Source organism: Streptomyces sp. NPDC007875, assembly GCF_042868035.1.
GTDB lineage: Bacteria > Actinomycetota > Actinomycetes > Streptomycetales > Streptomycetaceae > Streptomyces > Streptomyces antimycoticus.
The window spans coordinates 597,339-619,266 of record NZ_JBIADZ010000002.1 but is presented as its reverse complement, the minus strand read 5'-3'; the positions used below and the strand labels follow the sequence as shown (position 1 = coordinate 619,266).

Genomic DNA, 21,928 nt, shown 5'->3' with positions numbered 1-21,928 from the left:
CGGTCGCAGACGCTTGGAGGAGATGTCTGAAGGAGATGTCTGAAGGAGCGGTCAGCTGAAGACGATCATCGAGCCCTGGCCCAGGCTGCGCGTCGCCGCCGCGTGCAGGCCCAGCCAGACATGGCGCTCCCGTGCGAAGGGGCTGTCCTCGTACGGGACCGACGCCGCCGGCTCCTCCAGGCTCGTGGGGCGGGCCGGGGGCGCGGGGGCGGCCGGGGGGTTGGACGGGTCGATGCCGAGCGCCGGGGCGACCGCCTCCAGTTCGCGCAGCAGGCCGTGGCTGGATCCCAACGGGCCGCCGCCCTCCAGGAGTTCGTCGTTGGACAGCGGGCTCGGGAAGTCGACGGGGACATACGCTCCCGCGTGGTCGTAGTGCCACACCAGATGCGACTGCTGGGCCGTGGGCTCGAACATCTCCAGCAACTGTTCGTAATCCCCGCCCAGTTCGTCCACCGGCGTCACCGCGAGTCCGCACAGTTGCAGCAGATAGGCACGACGGAGAAAGTGCAGCGCGTCGTAGTCGAAACCGGCCACCGGGGCGACATCCCCGGAAAGTCCCGGCATATAACTGAAGACGGGTACGGGCGGCAGACCGGCCTCACCGAGCGCCTTGTCGTACGCGGCGATCTCTTCGGCGAAGGGGTTGTCGGGGCTGTGGCACAGCACATCGACGAGGGGGACCAGCCAGAGGTCACATGCCACGCGATCTCACTCTCGTATCCGTACGGTCGATGGTCGGCCCAGCGTAATGCCCCGCGTACGCCTCGCGAAGAGCGCCGGAGGCCAACCCTGGCGGGCCGGTTCGCCTGCCGGCGCTCCGGCCTCCCCGGCCTCCGGCTCACTCACCATGCGGGGGAACCGCTGATGAACCGGGGGGAGTTCGAGAAGAGTTCAGGAGGAGATCAGGGGGAGTTGACCTCCGACGTCCGGTTCTGCGCGCGCGACTCCTCCCGCTCCACCAACCGCTCGATCAGCGCACGGAAATGCGCGTTGTACGCCCCTATCAACCGCTCCGAGTCATGCGGGTCCCCGCGGGTGACCGCCGCGGTGAGCTCGGAGTGCCCCGTCCACAGCTGACCGCGCAGATCGGGTACGCGACGCAGATACGGCACTGTGAAGACCCAGGTCTGCACGCGTAGCCGCTGCAGAAAGTCCGACACATAGGGATTGCCCACCAGCCCGCAGATCTCGCGCCAGAAGCGCAGGTCGTAGCCGATGAGGATGTCCAGGTCACCGGAGCGGGCGGCCCGCTCGGCCTCCTCGGCCCGCCGCCTTACCGAGGCCAGCGCCTGCGGGGTCATGGTTTTCAGCTCGACGTAGTGCCGGAAGACGCCCTCGACCACCATCGTGCGGGCGTCGACCATGTGCCGGAAGTCGTCGATGGTGAAGTCGTGGACCCTGAAGCCCCGGTGCTCCTCGACATCGAGCAGCCCCTGGGAGCACAGATCCAGCAGTGCCTCCCGGACGGGGGTCGCGGAGACGCCGTACTGCTGGGCGATCTCCTTGACGGTGAACTGGCGCCCCGCAGGGAGCCGGCCCGCGAGCACCTCGTCGCAGAGCGCGTCGGCGATCTGCTGCCGCAGGGTGTTCCGCTTGACCGGGCTGGCGCCGGGCACGGGCATCGAGGACCGTCTCCTTCCACGGCCGTCGGTGTAAGAAAGCGGACGGCCCTCGCATCACGATATGCGAGGGCCGTTGCGCGGAACACGCAGAGTGCGCCAGTGGTCTACACCGGGCAGCGCTCGGGCGGCGAGCGGAGGGCAAACGGGCAGAGCCCCGGTGCGGCTACGCCGTATGCGCGTCGGCCGCTCCCAGCGCCTCGTCCAGGATGGCGAGCCCCTCCTTGGCCTCGGCCTCGGTGACGGTGCACGGCGGCACCACATGGGTGCGGTTCATGTTCACGAAGGGCCACAGACCGCCGCGCTTGCAGGCCGCGGCGAAGTCGGCCATCGGCTGGTTGGCCGGTCCGCTCGCGTTGTACGGGACGAGCGGTTCGCGGGTCTCCTTGTCCTTGACCAGGTCCAGCGCCCAGAAGACGCCGAGGCCGCGCACCTCGCCGACCGAGGGATGGCGCTCGGCGATCTCCCGCAGCCCCGGGCCGATCACGTTCTCCCCGATCGCGGCGGCGTTCTCCACGATGCCCTCCTCCGCCATCGCGTTGATCGTCGCGACGGCCGAGGCGCAGGCCAGCGGGTGGCCGGAGTAGGTGAGACCGCCCGGGTAGGGGCGCTGGTCGAAGGTCGCGGCGATCTCGGCGGAGATCGCGACGCCGCCGAGCGGCACATAGCCGGAGTTGACGCCCTTGGCGAAGGTCAGCAGGTCCGGGGTGACGCCGAAGTGGTCGGCCGCGAACCAGTGGCCGGTGCGGCCGAAGCCCGCCATGACCTCGTCCAGGATGAAGACGATGCCGTAGCGGTCGCAGATCTCGCGGACCCCGGCGAGATAGCCGGGCGGCGGGACCATGATCCCGGCGGTGCCGGGGATGGTCTCCAGGATGATCGCGGCGATGGTCTGCGGGCCCTCGAAGGCGACGGTGTCCTCGAGGTGGCGCAGCGCGCGCTCGCACTCCTGCGCCTCGCTGTCGGCGTGGAAGGGCGAGCGGTAGAGGAACGGCGCCCAGAAGTGCACCACACCCGCCGAGGCGCTGTCGGAGGCCCATCGGCGGGGGTCGCCGGTGAGGTTGATCGCGGTGGCGGTGGCCCCGTGGTACGAGCGGTAGGCGGAGAGCAGCTTGGGGCGGCCGGTGTGCAGCCGGGCCATCCGGACCGCGTTCTCCACCGCCTCGGCTCCGCCGTTGGTGAAGAAGATCTTGTCGAGGTCGCCGGGGGTGCGCTCGGCGACCAGCCGCGCCGCCTCGGACCGTACGTCCACGGCGAAGCCCGGTGCGATGGTGCACAGCTTCGCGGCCTGCTCCTGGATCGCGGCGACGACCTTGGGGTGCTGGTGGCCGATGTTGGTGTTCACCAGCTGGCAGGAGAAGTCGAGGTAGCGGTTGCCGTCGTAGTCCCAGAAGTACGAGCCTTCGGCGCCCGCGACGGCGAGGGGGTCGATCAGGCCCTGCGCGGACCAGGAGTGGAACACATGCGCACGGTCGGCGGCCTTGACGGCGGCGCCGGCCGCGAGGTCGGGGCTGGGCTGCACGGACACGTTCGGTACCTCGGATCGCTCGCGGGTCGGGGTGGAACCAGGGTACGGACCGCGCCCCCGGGCCGGGCACCGACAGGCTGTCAGGGTTTCAGGCCGTCCACCGACACCTTGCCGGGCGGCCGCGCTCTTGTCGTCACCGCCGGTGCTCGGGGCGCGGCGTCCGGATTTCGCTCCCCGGCCCTGGAGTGACACAGGACGGATACGGAACCGATAACGGATCGTCCGCGTCGTCCACTTCGCTCTCAGCCGCCTTTATTCTCTCCAAGGGGCTGATCAGGGGGATTCACGGGGAAGGGGCGATCGACGCATGGAAGACCTGGGGGCCGAGGACCCTCGATGGATCGGTGAGTACCGGCTGCTCCGGCGCCTTGGCGCGGGTGGCATGGGCCGGGTGTTCCTGGCTCATTCATCGCGCGGCCGTACGGTGGCGGTGAAGCTCGTCCAGACAGAGCTCGCCCAACAGGCCGAATTCCGGCGGCGGTTCAAACAGGAGGTACGGGCCGCGCAGCGGGTCGGGGGCGCGTGGACCGCGCCGGTGCTGGACGCCGACACCGAGGCCGCCACCCCATGGGTCGCCACCGGCTATATCGCCGGTCCCTCCCTGCACGCGATCGTCTCCGAGTCGGGCCGCCTGCCCGAGCGGACCGTCCGCATCCTGGCCCACGGCCTCACACAGGCCCTGCGCGACATCCACGACGCCGGTCTGGTCCACCGCGACCTCAAACCCTCCAACGTCCTGGTCACCATCGACGGTCCGCGCGTCATCGACTTCGGCATCGCGCGGGCGCTGGAGACCGTCACCGACGGCATCCTCACGCGCAGCGGCGCCGTCGTCGGTTCGCCTGGTTTCATGTCGCCCGAGCAGGTGCGCGGCGAGCGGGTCACCCCGGCCAGCGATGTCTTCTGCCTCGGCTCGGTGCTCGCCTACGCGGCAACCGGCCGTCAGCCCTTCGGCACGGCCAACAGCGGTGTGCACGCGGTCATGTACCGCATCGCACAGGAGGAAGCCGACCTGGAGGGGCTGCCGGAGGGGCTGCGCGAGCTGGTCACCGACTGTCTGAAGAAGGCCCCGGACGACCGGCCCTCGCTGGAGGCGCTGCTGGAGCGTACGGCCGGTGCGGACGACGACGGCGAACCGTGGCTGCCGGGCGGACTCGTCGCCCAGCTCGGACGGCATGCGGTGCAGCTCCTGGAGGTCGAGACGCCCGCGGGGCCGGGGGTGCCCCCCGTGCCGGGAACGCCCGCGCGGCCGGCCGTGCCGCCCCTGGCCGGGGCGGCGGGGCCCGCCGTCCCGCCGCCGCCCTCCGCGCCGCCGTCGGCCACGTCGTACCCGCTGGCTCCGGCGGAGCCCCCCACACCCCCGCCGCCCACCACACCGCCGCTCCCGTCGGCCGCGCCCCAGGCGGGCGCGCCGCTCCCCCCGGCTCCGTCCGCGCCTCCTTCGGCAGGCGCGGCGCAGGGCGGCACGGCCCATCCGGGTGGGCACGCCGCCGGACCGAACGCCGCCGCGCCGCAGGCGGGCGCGGGACAGGCCGCCGGGCCCGAGACCCCCGGCGGGCACCCTGCCGCGCCGTACGGCGCCACACCGCAGGCGGGCGGGGACCAGGGCAGCTCGGACCCGGCCGCCGGGCCGCAGGCCGCCGGACCGCAAGCTGCCTCGCCGTCGGGCGACGGCGCGCAAGCCGGTTCGGGCCACGGCGGGCCGGGGCAGGGCGGGCCGCAGCAGGCCGCCGCGCACCAGGAGGCCACAGGCCACCCCGCCGCAGCGCCGGGCGGGGCAGCCGCCGGGCCGCAGGGCGCCACGCCTTCGGCGGGCGCGGCGCAGGCGGGCGCGGCGGGGGGATCCGCCGCGTCGCCCAGCACGCCCGGTGGTGCCGCGCCGGGCCGCGGGGCCCCGCAGGCAGGCGCGGGGCAGGCAGACCCAAGGCAGGCGGACGCGTCCCCGGCCGGTGGAAGCCAGGGCCCTGCCGCGACGCCGGGCGGGTCGCAGAAGGGCGCGCCCTCCTCCGCCGGACCACAGGCGGGCGAAGGCCAGGGCGCACCCGGACACCCCACACCACCGCACGCCGGAACGGGTGACGCGGCAGCCGCGTCGCCCAACTCACCCGGCGGCGCCGGGTCACAGAGCGCCGCGCCCCACGCCGCGCCGCAGGCAAGCGGCGCGCAGGGCACCCCCGGGAGCGCCACACCGCCACAGGGCGCGCCGCCCCACGCCACACCCGGAAGCGCCACCCCACCTCACGCGGGAGCGGCCCCCGCCGCGCCCAACTCGCCCGGTTCCGCCTCCCCCTACGCCGCCCCGGCGTACGGCTACCCGCCCCACGCCACACCGCCGCAGCCCGGCGCGGACGGCGAGCCGCAGACGCCGCCGCATGCCTTCGGGCCGCCCGCCGTCACCTCGTTCGGGCCCGCCCCGTCCCCAGGCCAGGCGGCCGCCGCCACGCCCTCCGTCGGCTTCGGCCCCAGCGGTCCGAGCGCACCGGCCGCGCCCGGTGGACCAGGTGGACCAGGCGGACCCGGCAGGCAAGGCGGCCCCGGCGGCGGCTCGCCGCAGGCGCCGCAGCCCAAACGGCGCCGTAAGACGCTCATCGTCATCTCGGCCGCCGTCGCCACGCTGCTCATCGCCGGGGTCGCCGCCCTCGCCGTGGTCAAGGGGAACGACGACAAGGGCGACAAGGCCAAGACCGACTACGACAAGATGACCCACACCCCGCCCAATAACCCCGATGGCGCCAACTCCAAGGCGCCCACCGGTGGTTCCGGCGCGCCTGATCCGTCCGCGACCAAGCTGGACACGACCGGCGACGTGCCCACCGAGTATCTGGGCGCCTGGGAGGGCGAGATCAAGGAGAGCGGCTCGTCCACCGGCAAGATCCGCCGGATCGTCCTCTCCCAGGGGCCGGTCGGCGCGTTCGTCGCCGAGACCCTGACCTCCGACTCGGACTCGTTCTGCCAGGACTCGGCCAAGCTCAAGTCGGCCGACAGCCTGCTCCTCATCGAGGACGACGAGGTCACCACCAGCATCCCCGAGGACAGTTGCAGCACGGTCGGCGAGCAGACCCTGCGGATAGGCAACGACGGCACCCTCGCCTGGAGCACCACCGACGGCTCCTACGAGGCGACGCTGCGCCCCTCGAAGAGCGGCGGCAAGCCGATCCCCTCCTCGTACGAGGGCACTTGGCTGGCGAAGGACGCGTTCGGGAAGCCCGACGCCACGCTGAAAATCACCATCAAACAGGGCGCGATCGGCACCGCGGTGGCCCAGGAGGTCGCGGACAGTAAGAAGTACCACTGCGAGGGTGACCGGGTCCTGGCCTCGGTGGAGAAGGGTCTCGTCCTGAGCCCCTCGAAGTTCACCGGTGGTACCCCTAAGAATCTCTGTGGGCCCGGCACGTCACTGACGTTCACGTCTTCCGGACATGACAAGCTGCGTGTCGAGTATGACGACCCGGACGATTACAGCGATGAGACGATGACACAGACGTTCACCCGCCTCGACTGATCGGCCGATCGGCGCAGGGACTATCGGCACAGGGACAGGAGCCACACCGCGATGGAGAACCTCGGGGCCCAGGACCCGCGGTGGATCGGCGAGTACCGGCTGCTCGGCAAGCTTGGCGAGGGCGGAATGGGCCGGGTGTATCTCGCCCGCTCCGCCCGCGGCCGCACCGTCGCAGTGAAGCTCGTACAGGCCGAACTCGCACGACAGCCCGACTTCCGCGGCCGCTTCAAGCGGGAGGTGGAGGCCGCCACACGGGTCGGCGGCCAGTGGACCGCCCCCGTGCTCGACGCCGACACCGACGCCGAGGTGCCCTGGGTGGCCACCGGCTACATCGGCGGTCCGTCCCTGCACAGCGTCGTCGCCGAGGACTTCGGGGCGCTCCCCGAGCGCTCGCTGCGGATTCTGGCGAACGGACTGGCTCTCGCGCTGCGCGACATCCACGGCGCCGGGCTGATCCACCGCGACCTCAAGCCGTCCAACATCCTCATCACCATCGACGGTCCGCGCGTCATCGACTTCGGCATCGCGCGCGCCTTGGACACCGTGGGTTCCACCACGGGCGGCAATCTGACGATGACCGGCGCGGTCGTCGGCTCTCCCGGGTTCATGTCACCCGAGCAGGTGCGCGGCGAGCCGGTCACCGCCGCGAGCGATGTCTTCTGCCTGGGCTCGGTGCTCGCCTTCGCCGCCACCGGACGTCAGCCGTTCGGCAACGTGGACAGCGGGATCCACGCGCTGATGTACCGAATAGCCCAGGAGGAGCCCGATCTGGTGGGGCTCCCCGAGGGGGCGCGCGGGCTGGTCACCGCGTGCCTGCACAAGGACCCGGCCAAGCGGCCCTCGGTGGACGAGCTGATCGCCGCCACCCACCCGGTGACCGACGACGGCGAGCCCTGGCTGCCGGGCGGGCTGCTCGCCCGGCTCGGGCGGGACGCGCTGCAGCTGCTGGAGGTGGAGGCCGAGAACGCTCAGCCGGACGCCATGGCGCCGCAGCAGGGCCCGTCGGCGTACGGCCACCCGCAGGCCGCCCCGCACACCCCGCCCGGCCCCTCCGCGTACGGCTCGCCGTCGGCGTACGCGACACCCCACGCGCATGCGGCCGGGCCCGCGTACCAGGTGCCTCCACCCACCCAGCCCTGGCAGGGCGGCTATCAGACACCAGTGGGCTATCCCGCCCAGGGCACCAGGCTGAAGCCGATACGGGGTCTGGCCACCGCTTTGATGAGCATGTTCGGCATCTGGCTGGTGCTGACGCTGCTCGACATGGCGCTGAACATCTCGCTGCTCGACACGTACTTCGCGCTCGACTCCGGCACGGTCACCGACGACATGCTCTACAGCAAGAAGAGCGACGTCGAAGCGATGGACAGCGGCACCGGTGTCGCCGCGCTCGTGCTCGTCGTGCTGTGGCTGGTCTGGTTCCGGACCGCCTACATCAACTCCACGGTGCTCAACCCCGGCCGGCAGCGGTTCGGCAGCGGCTACGCCGTGGGCGCCTGGTTCATCCCGATCGCCCAGCTGTGGCTCCCCAAGCAGATCGCCAACGACATCTGGACCTCCAGCACTCCTCCGGGGCCCGGGCGTCGCGGACGCGGGGTGCTGCACTGGTGGTGGACGTTCTTCGTGATCATGTTCCTGATGTTCCCGGTGAACGGGATCAGCGAGGTCGTCGGCGACAACATCCGGGAACAGCGGCCCAGGGTCGCCGTCAGCATCGCCGACGACGTCATCGGCATCCTGACGGCGCTGCTGGCCATCGCGGTGGTGCGGCGGATCACCAAGATGCAGGAGCGGCGGGCCACGGCCCCCGTCGGTCAGGCGCAGCAGCCCGCCGGGGTGTTCGGCCCGCCCGCGGCGTAGTGACGCCGACGGCCCGCCCGCGGCGTGATGACGCCGGCGCGCGGGCCGCTCTCCCGTCGAGGGTCAGAGGAACGAGTTGATCTGGATGGTCTCGTCGCGGCCGGGTCCGACGCCGATCGCCGAGATCGGGGCGCCCGACATCTCCTCCAGCGCCTGGACGTACTTCTGCGCGTTCTTCGGCAGGTCGTCGAAGGTCTTGGCCTGGGTGATGTCCTCCGACCAGCCCGGCAGGGTCTCGTAGATCGGCTTGGCGTGGTGGAAGTCGGTCTGGCTGTAGGGCAGCTCCTCGACCCGCTTGCCGTCGATCTCGTAGGCGACGCACACCGGGATCCGCTCCCAGCCGGTGAGCACGTCCAGCTTGGTGAGGAAGAAGTCGGTCAGGCCGTTGACCCGGGTCGCATAGCGCGCGATGACCGCGTCGAACCAGCCGCAGCGCCGGTCGCGCCCGGTGGTCACGCCACGCTCGCCGCCGATGGTGCGCAGCTTCTCGCCGTCGTCGTCGAGGAGCTCGGTGGGGAACGGGCCCGCGCCGACGCGGGTGGTGTACGCCTTCAGGATGCCGATCACGCGGTTGATCTTCGTCGGGCCCACTCCGGTGCCGGTGCAGGCGCCGCCCGCGGTCGGGTTGGAGGAGGTGACGAAGGGATACGTGCCGTGGTCGACGTCCAGCAGCGTGCCCTGGCCGCCCTCGAAGAGGACGACCTGGCCCTGGTCGATGGCGTTGTTGAGGAGCAGGGTGGTGTCGGCGACATAGCCGCTGAGCGGGTCCGCGTAGCCCAGCAGCTCCTCGACGACCTGGTCGACCGCGATGGCACGGCGGTTGTAGAGCTTGGCCAGTACCTGGTTCTTGTAGTCCAGGGCCGCCTCTACCTTCTGGCGCAGGATCGACTCGTCGAAGAGGTCCTGGACCCGGATGCCCACACGGTTGATCTTGTCCGCGTAGGCCGGGCCGATGCCGCGGCCGGTGGTGCCGATCTTCCGCTTGCCGAGGAAGCGTTCCGACACCTTGTCGAGGGTCGTGTGATACGGCGTGATCAGATGGGCGTTACCGCTGATCAGCAGCTTGGATGTGTCGACGCCGCGCTCATCCAGTCCGCTCAGCTCGGAGAGCAGGACCGAAGGGTCCACGACGACACCGTTGCCGATGACCGGGGTGCACCCGGGCGACAGGATTCCGGACGGGAGGAGATGCAGCGCGTACTTCTGGTCGCCCACCACCACGGTGTGACCGGCGTTGTTACCGCCCTGGTAGCGCACTACATAATCGACGGAGCCGCCGAGCAGATCGGTGGCCTTTCCCTTGCCCTCGTCACCCCACTGAGCACCGAGCAGCACAAGTGCGGGCACAGGCGTACACCCCTTCCGGGCGGGGCATGTCCAACGTGCATGGTGACGTGCGCCACCACAAGAGCCGTCGAACCGGTGCCCCGGATAGACGAAGCCCCTGGCGCAACAGCGACAGGGGCTCTTGCACCGAGAGATTACCTGAGGAAGGACCGAGGTGTCGGCTCCAGATCCCCGGCCCCCTGTGCCGGACACCGTCCGGGGGCGCCCGCTGCTCATGGTCATCGACCCCAACGCCCGGCGAACGGACGGGGAGTCGGTGCGGATCGCGAAAGATGTGCTCTGTGCGGGCGCGCAGACGAAAATCTGCCTGCCGGACGGCCCGGAGGAAGTCGAGCGGGCACTGGCCCGCCGGGGCGCCCGCCGACCGGTGCTGGTGGGCGACGACCGCGCCCTGCTGCGGATGGTGGAGCTGCTCCACCGGCGGCGGGAGCTGGCGGACGCGACGCTGTCGGTGGTCCCGGTCGGCGGCTCCGCGACGGTCGCCCTGGCCCATTCGCTCGGCGTGCCGACGGACGCGGTCGCCGCGGCCCGTACGGTCCTCGACGGAACGGTGCACCCGCGTGATCTGCTGGTGGACGAGAGCGGCGGGGTGGTCCTCGGTGGCCTGCGGATCCCCTCCGGACGCGCTCCTTACGGTGCGCACGGGACGCCGGGCGGTGGCTGCGGCGGGGCGGCCGGGCCGGATGGGCACGACCCGGGCCCGTACGACGGCGGGGCGAGGGGCCGGGACTGCCGCTGCGATCCCTGCGACCGCGACCGCCGCCGGGCCGAGGAAGACGGGGAGGACGGCGGGCACGGCGGGCACGGCGAGGGCCCGCCCGGCCACGATCCGGACGACGACGGCAACCGGCCGTGGTGGACCCCGGCGGCCCGCACCGCCCGCACCGCGCTGACGCTGCTCTCGCTCCCCGTGATCGGGCTGGCCGGCGGCCCCCGGCGACCGGCGCATCCGCCGCCGCAGCGGCTGCGGATCGAGGCGGACGGGGTGCTGCTGACCGATATGGACCGGCCGGTGGAGCGGGTGTCGGTGTCGACGGCCACACCGGGCGGCGGGCTGGCCGAGGTCGTCGTCCATCCGCACGCGGCGGACGGTCCGCTGCGCACCCGGGCGCGGGCCGTCACCGTCTCCGGCCCGGACTTCCGCTACCACGCGGACGCGCTGATCCGGGGCCCGGTGCGCAGCCGCACCTGGACGGTCCTGGCGGAGGCGTGGTCTCTGATGCTGCCCCACCGCCCTTGAGCCCCACTCGCGCCGCCACCGGACGGCCGGCGCGACACCCGCGCCGGGCCGGACACGACGGCCACCGGCGCCGGGCCGCACGCGACCGCCATTGGCGCGCGGCCGCAGGCGACCGCATCCGGCGCCGGGCGGGACCGCCCGGCGACCCGTCCCCGGGCACTGCGCCCCCCGGCCCGGCACCCCCGGGTGCAGCGCTCGCGCCGCCGCCCCGGCCGCTAACCCGCTTCCGCCTCGCGCGCCTCGGCGGCGCGGTCCGCGGCCTGGTGGGCGCGCCAGCGCTCCAGCATCTTGGGCAGCTCCTGCTGGACGAACTCGAAGAAGTCGGCGGTCTCGGTGATCCGCAGCCCTGCCGGAGTGCCCGGGCCGAGCACCTTCACCCCGTCCCGCATGGTGCTCTCCCAGCGGGCCATCATCTGGTCGCGGCGGGTCAGGGTCTCGTACCAGACCTCGCTGTAGAGCCGGTAGCGATCGCGGCGGGAGCCCGGCTCGCGCTCGCGCACCACCATGTCCACCTGGGCCAGATAGCGGATCGCGCCCGAGACCGCGGCCGGGCTGATCCGCAGCTGCTCGGCGAGCTCGGCGGAGGTGAGAGCCCCGGCGTCGGAGACGAGAAGCGCCGCGAAGACCCGCGCCGCCATGCGCTGCATACCGGCCTCGGCCAGATCGGCCGCGAACCGCTCGACGAACCTGGACACCGCCGCTTCGTCGCGCGCGTCACCGGCCGCGTCCTCCGGTTCGATCATCTCCCTCACCGCTTCATCATCTCCTCTCTTCGTCACATCATCATAAGTTTATATTGTTCCTTAACTTCACAATTTTGTGAAATTAGCGTAGCTTCGAAATCATGAAAACGGCAATCTCCGTGTCCGGCCTCCACAAATCCTTCGGCCGGACCCACGCGTTGGACGGCCTCGACCTCGAAGTCGAGGCAGGTGAGGTCCATGGCTTCCTCGGGCCCAACGGCGCCGGGAAGTCCACCACCATCCGGGTCCTCCTCGGTCTGCTCCGCGCCGACTCCGGCGCGGTGCAGATGCTCGGCAAGGACCCCTGGCACGACGCGGTCGACCTCCACCGCCACATCGCCTACGTCCCCGGGGACGTCACCCTGTGGCGCAACCTGAGTGGCGGAGAGGTCATCGACCTGTACGGACGGCTGCGCGGCGGGCTGGACTCCGCGCGCCGCGCCGAGCTCCTGGAGCGGTTCGAGCTCGACCCCACCAAGAAGGGCCGTACGTACTCCAAGGGCAACCGGCAGAAGGTCGCCCTGGTCGCCGCGTTCGCATCCGAAGTGGAGCTGCTGATCCTCGACGAGCCGACGTCCGGGCTCGACCCCCTCATGGAGGAGGTCTTCCGCGAGTGCGTCGCCGAGGAGCGCGACCGCGGTCGCACGGTGCTGCTCTCCAGCCACATCCTCAGCGAGGTCGAGGCGCTCTGCCGGAGAGTGAGCATCATCCGCAAGGGCAGGCGGGTGGAGTCCGGCACCCTCACCGAGCTGCGCCATCTGACCCGTACGTCGGTGACCGCCGAGCTCGCCGGAGAGCCGAACGGCCTGTCCGGCCTCCCCGGCGTGCACAACGTGGACATCCAGGGCCGCCAGGTCAAGCTCCAGGTCGACACCGACAAGATGGACGCCGTGCTGCGACAGCTCACCCAGGCCGGGGTGCGCAGCCTCATCTCCACCCCGCCCACCCTGGAAGAGCTCTTCCTCCGCCACTACCAGGACGACATCTCGCACACGGAAGCCGAGGCGATCGTCCGATGACCGCCGTAGCCGACGCCCGGGTCTCCCCCCGCGCCCGCGGATCGGCCCGTGATCTGGCCGGCACGGGCACGCTGTTGCGGCTCGCCCTGCGCCGCGACCGGATCATGATGCCGGTGTGGGTGCTGTGCCTGGGGCTCACGGCCAGCAGCACCGTCGGCCGCTTGAAGAGCGCGTACGACACCCCCGCCCGGCGCGCCGACCTCGTCCAGGACATGAACGGGAACGGCTCGACACGGGCCCTGTTCGGCGCCGCCTTCGACGACTCGCTCGGCGCGCTCACGGTCTGGCGCGTGGGTGCCTTCCTTACGGTGTTCGCCGCGATCATGAGCCTGCTCATCGTGATCCGGCACACCCGTGAGGAGGAGGAGACCGGCCGTCAGGAGGCGCTCTCCGCCGGCATGGTCGGCCGCCGCGCCGGTCTCACCTCGGCCCTGCTCGCCGTGGGCATCGCCAACGGCGCGGTGACCCTGCTCATCGCGGGCGGCCTCGCGGGCCAGGGCGGCACCGGCGCGCTCGCGCTCGGCCTCGCCGTCGGCCTGTCCGGTATGGCCTTCGGCGGTCTGGCCGCCGTCGCCGCCCAGCTCACGGAGAACGCACGGCTGGCCCGGGGCCTGAGCTCCGCCGCGGTCGGCGTCGCCTTCGTGCTGCGCATGGCGGGTGACGCCGCCGAGGACGGCACCAAGGGCTCCGGCCACGTCCTGGTCTGGCTCTCGCCGCTGGGCTGGGCCGAGTACGCCCGGCCGTACGGGGGCGAGCGGTGGTGGCCGCTGCTGCTGATCGCCGTGCTCGCCGCGGCCTCGATCAGCCTCGCGTATTCCCTCGCGGGCCGTCGCGACGTGGGCGCCAGCTTCTACGCCAGCCGTCCCGGCCCGCCGGCCGCGGGCCCGCTGCTGAACGGCGTGTACGGCCTGGGCTGGCGGCTGCAGCGCGGTGCCCTGCTCGGCTGGGCAGCGGGCTTCGTCTTCGCGGGCGCCATCTTCGGATCCATCTCCGACGGTGCCGACGACTTCCTCGGCGACAGCGACCAGACCCGCGACATCATCCAGCGGATGGGCGGCGCCCAGGGGCTCAACGACGCGTTCCTGGCCGCCATGGTCGGCGTCCTCGGCACCATCCTCGCCGTCTACACCGCCAGCTCCGTGCTGCGGCTGCGCAGCGAGGAGACCGACCAGCGCGCCGAGCCCCTGCTGTCCAACGCCGTGAGCCGGCTGCGCTGGGCCGGGAGCCATCTGGTCATCGCCTACCTCGGCCCGGTCGTCATCCTCGCCATCGGCGGTCTGGCGCTCGGCATGGGCTACGGCATCGCGGCGGGCGATCTGGCCGACCAGCTCGGCCGCTGCATGGGCGCCGCCCTCGCCCAGCTCCCGGCGCTGTGGGTGCTCACCAGCGTGACGGTCTTCCTCGTGGGCGTGTTGCCGAAGTATTCGGCCGCGGCCTGGGCTTTCGTCGGCTGGGTGGTCGCCCTGGGCTGGATGGGCCCGGCGCTGGAACTGTCCGATTCCGTCATGAACACCTCACCCTTCAGTCACCTGCCGAAGCTGCCGGGCGACGAGGTGACGGCCGCACCCTTCCTGTGGCTGCTGCTCCTGTCGGTCGTTCTCGCCGCCGGAGGACTGGTGGGTCTGCGCCGCCGTGATATCGGCGGCTGACCCCCGTCGGCCCACCACATCCCGGCAACCGCCCCCTGTTATCCACAGCCTGTGGACAACAGGGGGCCCTTTCGTCTGCGCTGTTTGCCGGCTGCTGTCTGCGTGTCTGCCGTCCGGCCGCCGGCGTCCGCTCAGAGCTCGACCAGCAGCTCCCGCAACCCGCGGATCACGAAGTTCGCCTGCGGCTCCGGCTCCTTGACCAGCCGCATGCCGGGCGCCTTCCGGAGCAGCGCGCCGAAGGAGGCCGCGAGCTCCAGACGGGCCAGCGGGGCACCGAGGCAGTAGTGGATCCCGGCGCCGAAGCCGACATGGGGGTTGTCGGCACGGGAGAGATCGAGGGTGTCGGGGCGGTCGAAGCGGGCCGGGTCGCGGTTGGCCGAGCCGAAGAGCAGGGCGACCTCGCTACCGCGCGGGATGACCGTGCCGTCGACCTCGATGTCCTCCAGCACCCAGCGCTCGAAGAGCTGCAGCGGGGTGTCGAAGCGCAGGAGTTCGTCCACGGCGGTGGGCAGCAGCGCGTCCGGGTCGGCGCGGAGCCGGGCGAGCTGCTCGGGGTGGCGGAAGAGCGCCCACCAGCCGTTGCCGGTGGAGTTGACCGTGGCCTCATGGCCCGCGTTGAGCAACAGCACACAGGTGGAGATCATCTCCTGCTCGGTGAGCCGGTCGCCCTCGTCATGCGCGGCGATGAGCCCACTGATCAGATCGTCCCCCGGGGTCTTGCGGCGCGCGTCGATCAACTCGCGCAGATAGCCGGAGAATTCGAGGGACGCGCGCACCGCCCGGCGCGCCGTCTCCTCGCTCGGGCCCAGCTCGTACATCCCGCAGATCTCCGCCGACCAGGGCCGCAGCGCGGGGCGGTCGGCCTGCGGAATGCCGAGCATCTCGGCGATGACGGCGACCGGCAGCGGTTCGGCGACCGCCGCGATGAGATCGCCGCCGCCCGAGGCGACGAGGGAGTCGACGAGTTCGTCCGCGAACCGGCGGATCGTCGGCACCAGCGCCTCGACGGTCCGCGGGGTGAACGCCTTGGAGACGAGCCGCCGCAGCCGGGTGTGGTCCGGCGGTTCGAGATCGAGCATGCCGTGGTCGTTGAGGGTGTGGAACGGCTCGTGCTCGGGCGGCGGCGCGGTGCGGCCGAATTCCGCATGGCTGAAGCGGTGCAGATAGGTGCGGCCGAGCCGGCGGTCCCGCAGCAGGGCGCTGACATCCGCATGCCGCGGGATCAGCCACTGGCGGGAAGGCTCGAACCAGTGCGCACGGCCGCGCTCGCGCAGCGCGGCGTACGCCGGATACGGGTCCGCGACGAACGACGGCCGCCACGGGTCGAAGGCGGGGGCTTCCGCACTGCTGCTGCTCATGCCCGGACGGTACCGCCGGGGCCCCGCGGCCTCCAGGGCATGGTCAGCCTCGGGTGCCTGCTCACCCTCTGGCGGCATGCCCAACCTCCGGGGCCTGCTCGCCCTCGGGGCCTGCTCAGCCTCCGGGGCCCGCGCAGCCTCCGGGGGCCTCCTCAGCCAGGGGTCACCAGGCGGGCCTCGTACGCGAACACCGCCGCCTGGGTGCGGTCGCGCAGCCCCAGCTTCACCAGGATCCGGCTGACATGCGTCTTCACCGTCGACTCGGCGACGATCAGCCGCTCGGCGATCTCGGCGTTGGAGCAGCCCTGGGCGACCAGCACCAGGACCTCGTTCTCCCGCTCGGTCAGCGCGGCCAGCCGCCCCTGCGGGGAGGGAAGCGGACCACCGAGCCCGGCGGCCTCCCCGATCCGCGAGAAGGTGGTGATCAGACGCTTGGTGACGGTCGGGGCGAGCAGCGCCTCGCCCGCCGCGACGACGCGTACCGCCTCGCCGAGCTGACGGGCGGAGGCATCCTTGAGCAGGAAGCCGCTCGCTCCGGAGCGCAACGCCTGGTAGACGTATTCGTCCAGGTCGAAGGTGGTCAGGACGAGCACCTTGGCGTCCGCGTCCGCCGCGACGATCTCCCGGGTGGCCTCGAGGCCGTTGAGCTCCGGCATCCGGATGTCCATCAGAACGACGTCGGGGCGCAGAGCGGCGACCTGCGCGATGGCCTGGCGCCCGTCGACCGCCTCGCCGACGACCTCGATATCGGGCTGGGCGTTCAGCAGCACGGAGAAGCCCTCGCGGACCATCACCTGGTCGTCGGCGATCAGCACGCGGATGGGAGGGGTGACATCGGTCGTCATGGCTTCATCGTCTCCCCCTCCGGGGCGGGTCCCTTCGTCAGCCCCGATGCCGCCGGTCCGGACGCCTCGGGTCCGGAGGGCCCGGACGACCCGGACACCTCCGCTTCGGGAAGCGCCGCGGCCGGGATGAAGACCGCGACCTCGTAGCCGCCGTCCTCCTCCACCGTTCCCGCCGTCATCTCCCCGTTCAGCATCGCCACGCGCTCCCGCATCCCGAGCAGCCCATGGCCCATGCCCGGCGAGGGCTGTACGGGCCGGGTGGGCGGGCCGTTGACGATCCGCAGGCCCAGACCGCCGAGGACGTACGCGATCTCGACGCGGGCGGTGGAGCCGGGGGCGTGGCGCAGCGCGTTGGACAGCGCCTCCTGGACGATCCGGTAGGCGGACAGCTCCACACCGGAGGGCAGCGGGCGGACGGCCCCGGTGATGACATGCTCGACGGTCAGCCCCGCCGCCCGGACCCCCGCGAAGAGCGTGTCGAGCGTGGCGAGGGTGGGCTGGGGCGCCTCGGGGTCGGCGTCGGCGCAGGCCTCGGGGTCGTCGGCGCGAACGACACCGAGGACGCGGCGGAGTTCGGTGAGCGCGGCGACCGCGTTCTCGCGGATGGTCGCGAAGCTGGTGGCCAGCTCCTCGGGCGGGTTCGCCACCCGGTAGGGCGCCGCCTCCGCCTGGATGGCGATCACGGACATGTGGTGCGCGACGACATCGTGCAACTCGCGGGCGATGGTGGCGCGCTCCTCCAGCAGAGTGCGGCGGGAGCGCTCCTCGTAGGTGGCCGACTGCTGCACGGCGACCTGCTCCTTGGTCTCGCGCAGACTGCGCCGGGCGACGACGGCGCCCACGATGACGCAGGAGGCGACCACCATGGGAAAGGCGTTCGTGGGCCGCGCGTTGATACCGAGTTCACAGGCGAACCCGAACCCGGCCGTGAGCAGCAGCATCCGCCCGGCCACACGCGGGCGGTTCTGGGTCGCGACGATCACCATCACCGCGATGTGCGACGCGAAGAGGGTCGTCGGCCAGGGCCACAAGCTCCCCCCGTACGTGTCGGCGATGCCCAGGCCCCAGACGACGCTCGCCGCGAACGACAGCCACCAGGCGCCGATCGGCCGGTAAAGCGCCAGCAACAGCGGCACACCGCTGAGCAGGGCCAGCCCTACGCCCTCGGTCTCGCCCGCCACGGTCATGAGATAGAAGACGAAGGCCACAATCGCGGTCTGCGGCAACCACGGCGCGTACGGCCGCACCGACCGGGGCATGTGCCGCACCAGCGGATGCGTGGCGGCCAGCGGCGGCACCGGGCGGAGGGCGAAGGCGCCGGTGATCAAGTCCTTCCGCAGATCGGAGAACGCCCTGCGGATGGTGCGGAGTTCGGTCCGCGGAATCGTCTGGGTCACGCCGTCCACGGTAGAGAGCGCCTGCGGCGCCGTCGTCCCCGAGAATGTGGATTGTGCGGCATCCGTCGCAAGGACTACGCGGCGGGGCGTGCGACGGTGTCAGGCGGCCGGGTGCGCTGCGGTGGGGGCGTGGCCGGGTGCACCCCTTACCCGGCCAGGTGCGCCCCGACACCACGCGGCCGTGTACGCCCCCGACACCACGCGGCCAGATGCGCCCCCGGAACAACACGCCCAATTGCCGCTCGGCACTACGCGGCCGGGCGCGGGCCGGTGGCAGGCGCCAGGTGCGCTGTGGTGCTGCGCGGCCGGGCGCGCTGCGGTCGGGCCCGGCCGGGCGCGCTGCGGTCGGGCCCGGCCGGGCGCGCTGCGGTCGGGCGTGGTTGAGGTGCCTCCGGTGGCTACCTTGCCGGGCCTGTCCCGGCCACGTGGGCGATCTCCTCGGCGACGGTGTGGGCGACGGGCCTGGTGGGGTCAATGGGTGGGAAGTGGCCGCCCTCCGTTCTGACCAGCCGGACGTCCTGCCCGGCGCGGGTCGCGGCCGTCGCGAAGGCGTCCGCGACCGCCGGTGGCACGTCGATGTCGGTGCCGCCCTGCACGATGGTGGTGGGGATCGCGGTGGGCAGCAGCGCGGCGGGGTCGACGAGGGCGAGCCGGGCCGTCAGTTCATCGCCGTCGCCGCGAACTTCACCGAGGAGTTCGCCGACGGCGCCGGAGCAGACGTCCAGCGCACGGGCCGTGGCGAGGTCCGCGATGGGGGCGAGGGCGACGACACCGCGGAGCGGGGAGGGGGAGGACAGATGCCAGGGAGTGCCGGACGGCAGCCGATGCCGGGCCGCCGCCCACAGCACGGCGTGCCCGCCCGCGGAGTGCCCGGTGAGCACCACGCGGTCCGGGTCGACCCCGGGGAGCCCGAGCTCCCGGGTGAGGCTCGGCAGGGTGTCCACGGCGGCCGCGATGTCGTCGAACGTCTCCGGCCACCGCCCCGCCCGCGCGGGGTCCGTCCCGCCCCGGCGGTATTCGACCGACGCCACCGCGAGCCCCCGCCCCGCCAGGAAGGCGGCGAAAGGCGACACATGGCGGCGGTCGTAGGGGGCGCGCCAGGCGCCGCCGTGGAAGAGGAGGACCAGCGGGGCGGGGCGGACGGCCCCGCGCGGTCTGGACGGAAGGTAGAAGTCCGCCACCTGGTCCGGGTGTTCGCCGTACGCGGCGGTCCGGTCCGGAGCCACGGGTGTGAGCCCCAGGACCGACGTCTCCTCGGCCGCTGCCCCGCCCATCGGTCAGCCCTCCTTCGGCAGCACGTCGGCCAGCACCCGCGCCGCCCGCTCCACCTCGGCGAAGCCCGTGTACAGCGGGGTGAAGCCGAAGCGCAGCACATCGGGGCGGCGGAAGTCGCCCACGACACCGCGCCGCGTCAGCTCCGCCATCACCTCCCCCGCGTCCGCACACCGCAGCGCCACCTGGCTGCCGCGCTCGGCGTGTGCGGCGGGAGTGACGGACTGGACGCGACCGGCCGGGACATAGTCCTCGACGCAGCGGAGGAAGAAGTCCGTCAGGGCCAGGCTCTTGGCCCTGACGTCCTCGATCGTCACGTCGTCCCACACCTCGAGGGCGGCCTCCAGCGCCAGCATCGAGAGGATGTCCGGGGTGCCGACGCGGCCGCGGGCCGAGCCATCGGCCGGCGTGTAGGCGGCGGCCATGCCGAAGGGGTCGGCATGCGAGTTCCAGCCGGGCAGCGGCGAGTCGAAGCGGGGCTGATGCGCACGGGCGACGTACAGATACGCGGGCGCGCCGGGCCCGCCGTTGAGGTATTTGTACGTGCAGCCGACCGCGAGGTCGACCCCGTGGGCGTCCAGCCCGACCGGCAGGGCGCCCGCGCTGTGGCACAGGTCCCACACGACGAGCCCGCCCGCCGCGTGCACGGCGGCCGTGGTCCCGGGCAGGTCGTGGAGGCGGCCGGTGCGGTAGTCCACGTGGTTGACGAGCGCGACGGCGGTGCGCGCGCCCACGGCCGTGGGCATGTCGCCCGCGGCCACCGGCCGCAGGGTGCAGCCGGTCATCCGGGCGGCGGACTCGGCGATATAGCCGTCGGTGGGGAAGGTGGTCTCGTCGACCAGGATCTGATCGCGGTGGGCGCCGCGCTCCTGGGCGATCCGTACGGCCGCGACGACCGCCTTGAAGACGTTCACGCTCGTCGAGTCGCCCACCACGACCTGGCCGGGGGCGGCGCCGACGAGCCGGCCGACGCGGTCACCGATCCGCTCCGGCGCGGTCCACCAGCCGCTCTCCTCCCAGGAGCGGATGCGCAGCTCGCCCCATTCGCGGGCGACCACATCGGCCAGGCGGGGCGGGACGGCACGCGGCAGCGCGCCCAGCGAGTTGCCGTCGAGGTAGATCACCTCGTCGAGGGTGAACGCGTCGCGCTTGGCGCGCAGTTGGTCGGCCGCGTCGAGCGTGGCGGCCTCGTCGCTCAGCGCGGTCCGGGGCTGACGGGGCTCGGCGGGAGGGCGCTCGGCCGCGCCAGGCGCGGCTGCGCCAGCCTCGGCTGCGCCGGGCTGGACGCCGGTCGGCTCGGGCCCAGTCGGCTCGGGCCCAGTCGACGCGGTACCGGCCGCCCCGGCCTCGGTACCGGCCGCCCCGGCCTCGGTACCGGCCGCCCCGATCTCGGTGCCGGCCGCCCCGATCTCGGTGCCGGTCGACTCCGTACCGGACGACTCGGCCGCAGTCGGCTCGGCCGCAGTCGACCCGGCCGCAGTCGACCCGGTGCCGGTCGGTTCAGCCCTTGTCGCCCCGGACTCGGCACTCCTCGGCGCGGCGCCCGCCGACTCCGTGCGGATCGTCGCGTCAGACATGGCTGCGCGCCGTCCACAGCTCGGGGAAGACCGTCTTGCCCGCGCGCTTCTCCAGCCAGGCGACCCCGGCCGAGCCGCCGGTCCCCGTCTTGGCACCCATCGCCCGCCGGGTCGCCACCAGGTGGTCGTTGCGCCAGCGCCACACCAGCTCGGCGACTTCGGTGAGCGCCTCGCCGAGCCGGACCAGCTCATCCTCGCGCGGGCCGGAGTAGATCTCCTCCCAGACCCGCTCCACTCCCGGATCGGGTTCATAGCGCAGGGCGGGATCGCGGTCCAGCACGGCCGCCGGGACGGCGAGGCCGCGGCGGGCGAGATGGCGCAGCACCTCGTCGTAGAGGCTGGGCTCGGTCAGCGCCTTCTCCAGCTCGGCGTGGACCCGCGGCGCGCCCCGGTGCGGGACGAGCATGGACGCGGACTTCTCGCCGAGCAGGAACTCCAGCCGCCGGTACATCGCCGACTGGAAGCCGGAGCCCTCGCCGAGCGCGGAGCGGTACGCGTTGAACTGGCCGGGGGTGAGATGGGCCAGCGGCGTCCAGGAGGCGTTGAGCGACTCCAGCTCGTAGGCCGAGCGCTGGAGCGCGGCCATCGCCGTGGGCAGATCGTCCTCGCGCAGCGCCTGCGCGGCGGTGTGCCACTCATGGACGATCACGGTGAACCACAGCTCCATGACCTGGGTGGTCACCAGGAACACCATCTCGCCGGGGTCGTCGGAGAGGGGACGCTGGAGGTGGGTGAGCACGGACGCCTGGACGTAGTCCTCGTACGGGGTGGTGCCGTCGAAGTCCAGATGGGGGGCCTCGAGCTCGACCCCGCCCGGTGCGGTCCCGCTCGGAGCGGTCCGGCCCGGGGCGGCGCTACTCGGTGTGGTCCCGCCTGGGGCGGTCCGGCCTTGAGGGGTCCCGCCTGGGGCGGCCTGGGCCGGGGCGGCGTGGTCAGGGACAGGCTGCTGCGACATCGCATCTCCTGAGTACT

At 72.6% G+C, this 21,928-nt stretch carries 16 protein-coding genes; 5 read left to right on the top strand and 11 right to left on the bottom strand.

Translation table 11 applies throughout. The annotated features are described in order from the left end of the window. Window positions 1–51 precede the first annotated feature (51 nt). From ACFYOY_RS06550 to ACFYOY_RS06540, 3 genes are all read right to left on the bottom strand, one after another. Window positions 52–702, bottom strand: coding sequence for a hypothetical protein (locus ACFYOY_RS06550; protein ID WP_351883219.1), 651 nt, complete (start codon window positions 700–702; stop codon window positions 52–54). Between the two features lie 200 nt (window positions 703–902). After that, the gene (locus ACFYOY_RS06545) at window positions 903–1,622 is read right to left on the bottom strand and encodes a GntR family transcriptional regulator (RefSeq protein WP_351883221.1); all 720 of its coding nucleotides are present in this window, start codon (window positions 1,620–1,622) and stop codon (window positions 903–905) included. A gap of 163 nt (window positions 1,623–1,785) precedes the next feature. Continuing rightward, the gene (locus ACFYOY_RS06540) at window positions 1,786–3,147 is read right to left on the bottom strand and encodes an aspartate aminotransferase family protein (RefSeq protein ID WP_351883223.1); all 1,362 of its coding nucleotides are present in this window, start codon (window positions 3,145–3,147) and stop codon (window positions 1,786–1,788) included. A 307-nt stretch (window positions 3,148–3,454) separates the two neighbouring features. On the opposite strand from ACFYOY_RS06540, the gene ACFYOY_RS06535 reads away from it, so the two are divergent. After that, on the top strand, window positions 3,455–6,649 hold the full coding sequence (locus ACFYOY_RS06535; RefSeq protein ID WP_388585198.1) for a protein kinase: 3,195 nt from the start codon (window positions 3,455–3,457) through the stop codon (window positions 6,647–6,649). Window positions 6,650–6,700: 51 nt separating this feature from the next. After that, window positions 6,701–8,509, top strand: coding sequence for a DUF4328 domain-containing protein (locus ACFYOY_RS06530; protein ID WP_351883225.1), 1,809 nt, complete (start codon window positions 6,701–6,703; stop codon window positions 8,507–8,509). A 63-nt stretch (window positions 8,510–8,572) separates the two neighbouring features. On the opposite strand, the gene ACFYOY_RS06525 is transcribed toward ACFYOY_RS06530, so the two are convergent. After that, on the bottom strand, window positions 8,573–9,856 hold the full coding sequence (locus ACFYOY_RS06525; RefSeq protein WP_351883227.1) for an adenylosuccinate synthase: 1,284 nt from the start codon (window positions 9,854–9,856) through the stop codon (window positions 8,573–8,575). Between the two features lie 214 nt (window positions 9,857–10,070). Here ACFYOY_RS06525 and ACFYOY_RS06520 point away from each other — a divergent pair, with 214 nt between their 5' ends. After that, entirely contained in the window at window positions 10,071–11,096 is a 1,026-nt protein-coding gene (locus ACFYOY_RS06520; protein ID WP_351883872.1) for a hypothetical protein, read from the top strand. Window positions 11,097–11,311: 215 nt separating this feature from the next. Here the strand turns inward: ACFYOY_RS06520 and ACFYOY_RS06515 are convergent, their stop codons facing one another. Next, window positions 11,312–11,839, bottom strand: coding sequence for a MarR family transcriptional regulator (locus ACFYOY_RS06515; RefSeq protein WP_351883874.1), 528 nt, complete (start codon window positions 11,837–11,839; stop codon window positions 11,312–11,314). Between the two features lie 101 nt (window positions 11,840–11,940). On the opposite strand from ACFYOY_RS06515, the gene ACFYOY_RS06510 reads away from it, so the two are divergent. Both ACFYOY_RS06510 and ACFYOY_RS06505 read left to right on the top strand, forming a co-directional pair. Continuing rightward, a complete protein-coding gene (locus tag ACFYOY_RS06510) occupies window positions 11,941–12,858 on the top strand; it encodes an ABC transporter ATP-binding protein (protein ID WP_351883229.1) in 918 nt (305 codons plus the stop codon). Continuing rightward, entirely contained in the window at window positions 12,855–14,507 is a 1,653-nt protein-coding gene (locus ACFYOY_RS06505) for an ABC transporter permease (protein ID WP_388585194.1), read from the top strand. The genes ACFYOY_RS06510 and ACFYOY_RS06505 overlap by 4 nt, the downstream gene beginning before the upstream one ends. Window positions 14,508–14,638: 131 nt before the next feature. Here ACFYOY_RS06505 and ACFYOY_RS06500 read toward each other — a convergent pair whose 3' ends face one another. The 6 genes from ACFYOY_RS06500 to ACFYOY_RS06475 all read right to left on the bottom strand — a co-directional run bounded on the left by ACFYOY_RS06500 (window position 14,639) and on the right by ACFYOY_RS06475 (window position 21,911). Next, window positions 14,639–15,865 carry a cytochrome P450 gene (locus ACFYOY_RS06500; protein ID WP_388585192.1) on the bottom strand — a complete coding sequence of 409 codons (1,227 nt, stop codon included), beginning with the start codon at window positions 15,863–15,865 and terminating at the stop codon, window positions 14,639–14,641. Window positions 15,866–16,017: 152 nt separating this feature from the next. Then, window positions 16,018–16,710, bottom strand: coding sequence for a response regulator transcription factor (locus ACFYOY_RS06495; protein WP_351883235.1), 693 nt, complete (start codon window positions 16,708–16,710; stop codon window positions 16,018–16,020). After that, window positions 16,707–18,116 carry a sensor histidine kinase gene (locus ACFYOY_RS06490; protein WP_388585189.1) on the bottom strand — a complete coding sequence of 470 codons (1,410 nt, stop codon included), beginning with the start codon at window positions 18,114–18,116 and terminating at the stop codon, window positions 16,707–16,709. The genes ACFYOY_RS06495 and ACFYOY_RS06490 overlap by 4 nt, the downstream gene beginning before the upstream one ends. A 389-nt stretch (window positions 18,117–18,505) precedes the next feature. Next, complete coding sequence (locus tag ACFYOY_RS06485; RefSeq protein ID WP_351883239.1) at window positions 18,506–19,381, bottom strand: alpha/beta hydrolase; 876 nt, start codon at window positions 19,379–19,381, stop codon at window positions 18,506–18,508. 3 nt (window positions 19,382–19,384) lie between these two features. Then, the gene (gene kynU / locus ACFYOY_RS06480; RefSeq protein WP_388585300.1) at window positions 19,385–20,578 is read right to left on the bottom strand and encodes a kynureninase; all 1,194 of its coding nucleotides are present in this window, start codon (window positions 20,576–20,578) and stop codon (window positions 19,385–19,387) included. 370 nt (window positions 20,579–20,948) lie between these two features. Then, complete coding sequence (locus ACFYOY_RS06475) at window positions 20,949–21,911, bottom strand: tryptophan 2,3-dioxygenase family protein (protein ID WP_351883243.1); 963 nt, start codon at window positions 21,909–21,911, stop codon at window positions 20,949–20,951. Between the last annotated feature and the right edge of the window lie 17 nt (window positions 21,912–21,928).

What these genes read in the sequence shown, in the direction of transcription:
- ACFYOY_RS06485 (WP_351883239.1), bottom strand. Translation starts at nt 19,381, where the DNA reads ATGGGCGGGGCAGCGGCCGAGGAGACGTCGGTCCTGGGGCTCACACCC.
- ACFYOY_RS06475 (WP_351883243.1), bottom strand. Translation starts at nt 21,911, where the DNA reads ATGTCGCAGCAGCCTGTCCCTGACCACGCCGCCCCGGCCCAGGCCGCC.
- ACFYOY_RS06495 (WP_351883235.1), bottom strand. Translation starts at nt 16,710, where the DNA reads ATGACGACCGATGTCACCCCTCCCATCCGCGTGCTGATCGCCGACGAC.
- ACFYOY_RS06500 (WP_388585192.1), bottom strand. Translation starts at nt 15,865, where the DNA reads ATGAGCAGCAGCAGTGCGGAAGCCCCCGCCTTCGACCCGTGGCGGCCG.
- ACFYOY_RS06505 (WP_388585194.1), top strand. Translation starts at nt 12,855, where the DNA reads ATGACCGCCGTAGCCGACGCCCGGGTCTCCCCCCGCGCCCGCGGATCG.
- ACFYOY_RS06545 (WP_351883221.1), bottom strand. Translation starts at nt 1,622, where the DNA reads ATGCCCGTGCCCGGCGCCAGCCCGGTCAAGCGGAACACCCTGCGGCAG.
- ACFYOY_RS06510 (WP_351883229.1), top strand. Translation starts at nt 11,941, where the DNA reads ATGAAAACGGCAATCTCCGTGTCCGGCCTCCACAAATCCTTCGGCCGG.
- ACFYOY_RS06520 (WP_351883872.1), top strand. Translation starts at nt 10,071, where the DNA reads ATGGTCATCGACCCCAACGCCCGGCGAACGGACGGGGAGTCGGTGCGG.
- ACFYOY_RS06530 (WP_351883225.1), top strand. Translation starts at nt 6,701, where the DNA reads ATGGAGAACCTCGGGGCCCAGGACCCGCGGTGGATCGGCGAGTACCGG.
- ACFYOY_RS06515 (WP_351883874.1), bottom strand. Translation starts at nt 11,839, where the DNA reads ATGATCGAACCGGAGGACGCGGCCGGTGACGCGCGCGACGAAGCGGCG.
- ACFYOY_RS06535 (WP_388585198.1), top strand. Translation starts at nt 3,455, where the DNA reads ATGGAAGACCTGGGGGCCGAGGACCCTCGATGGATCGGTGAGTACCGG.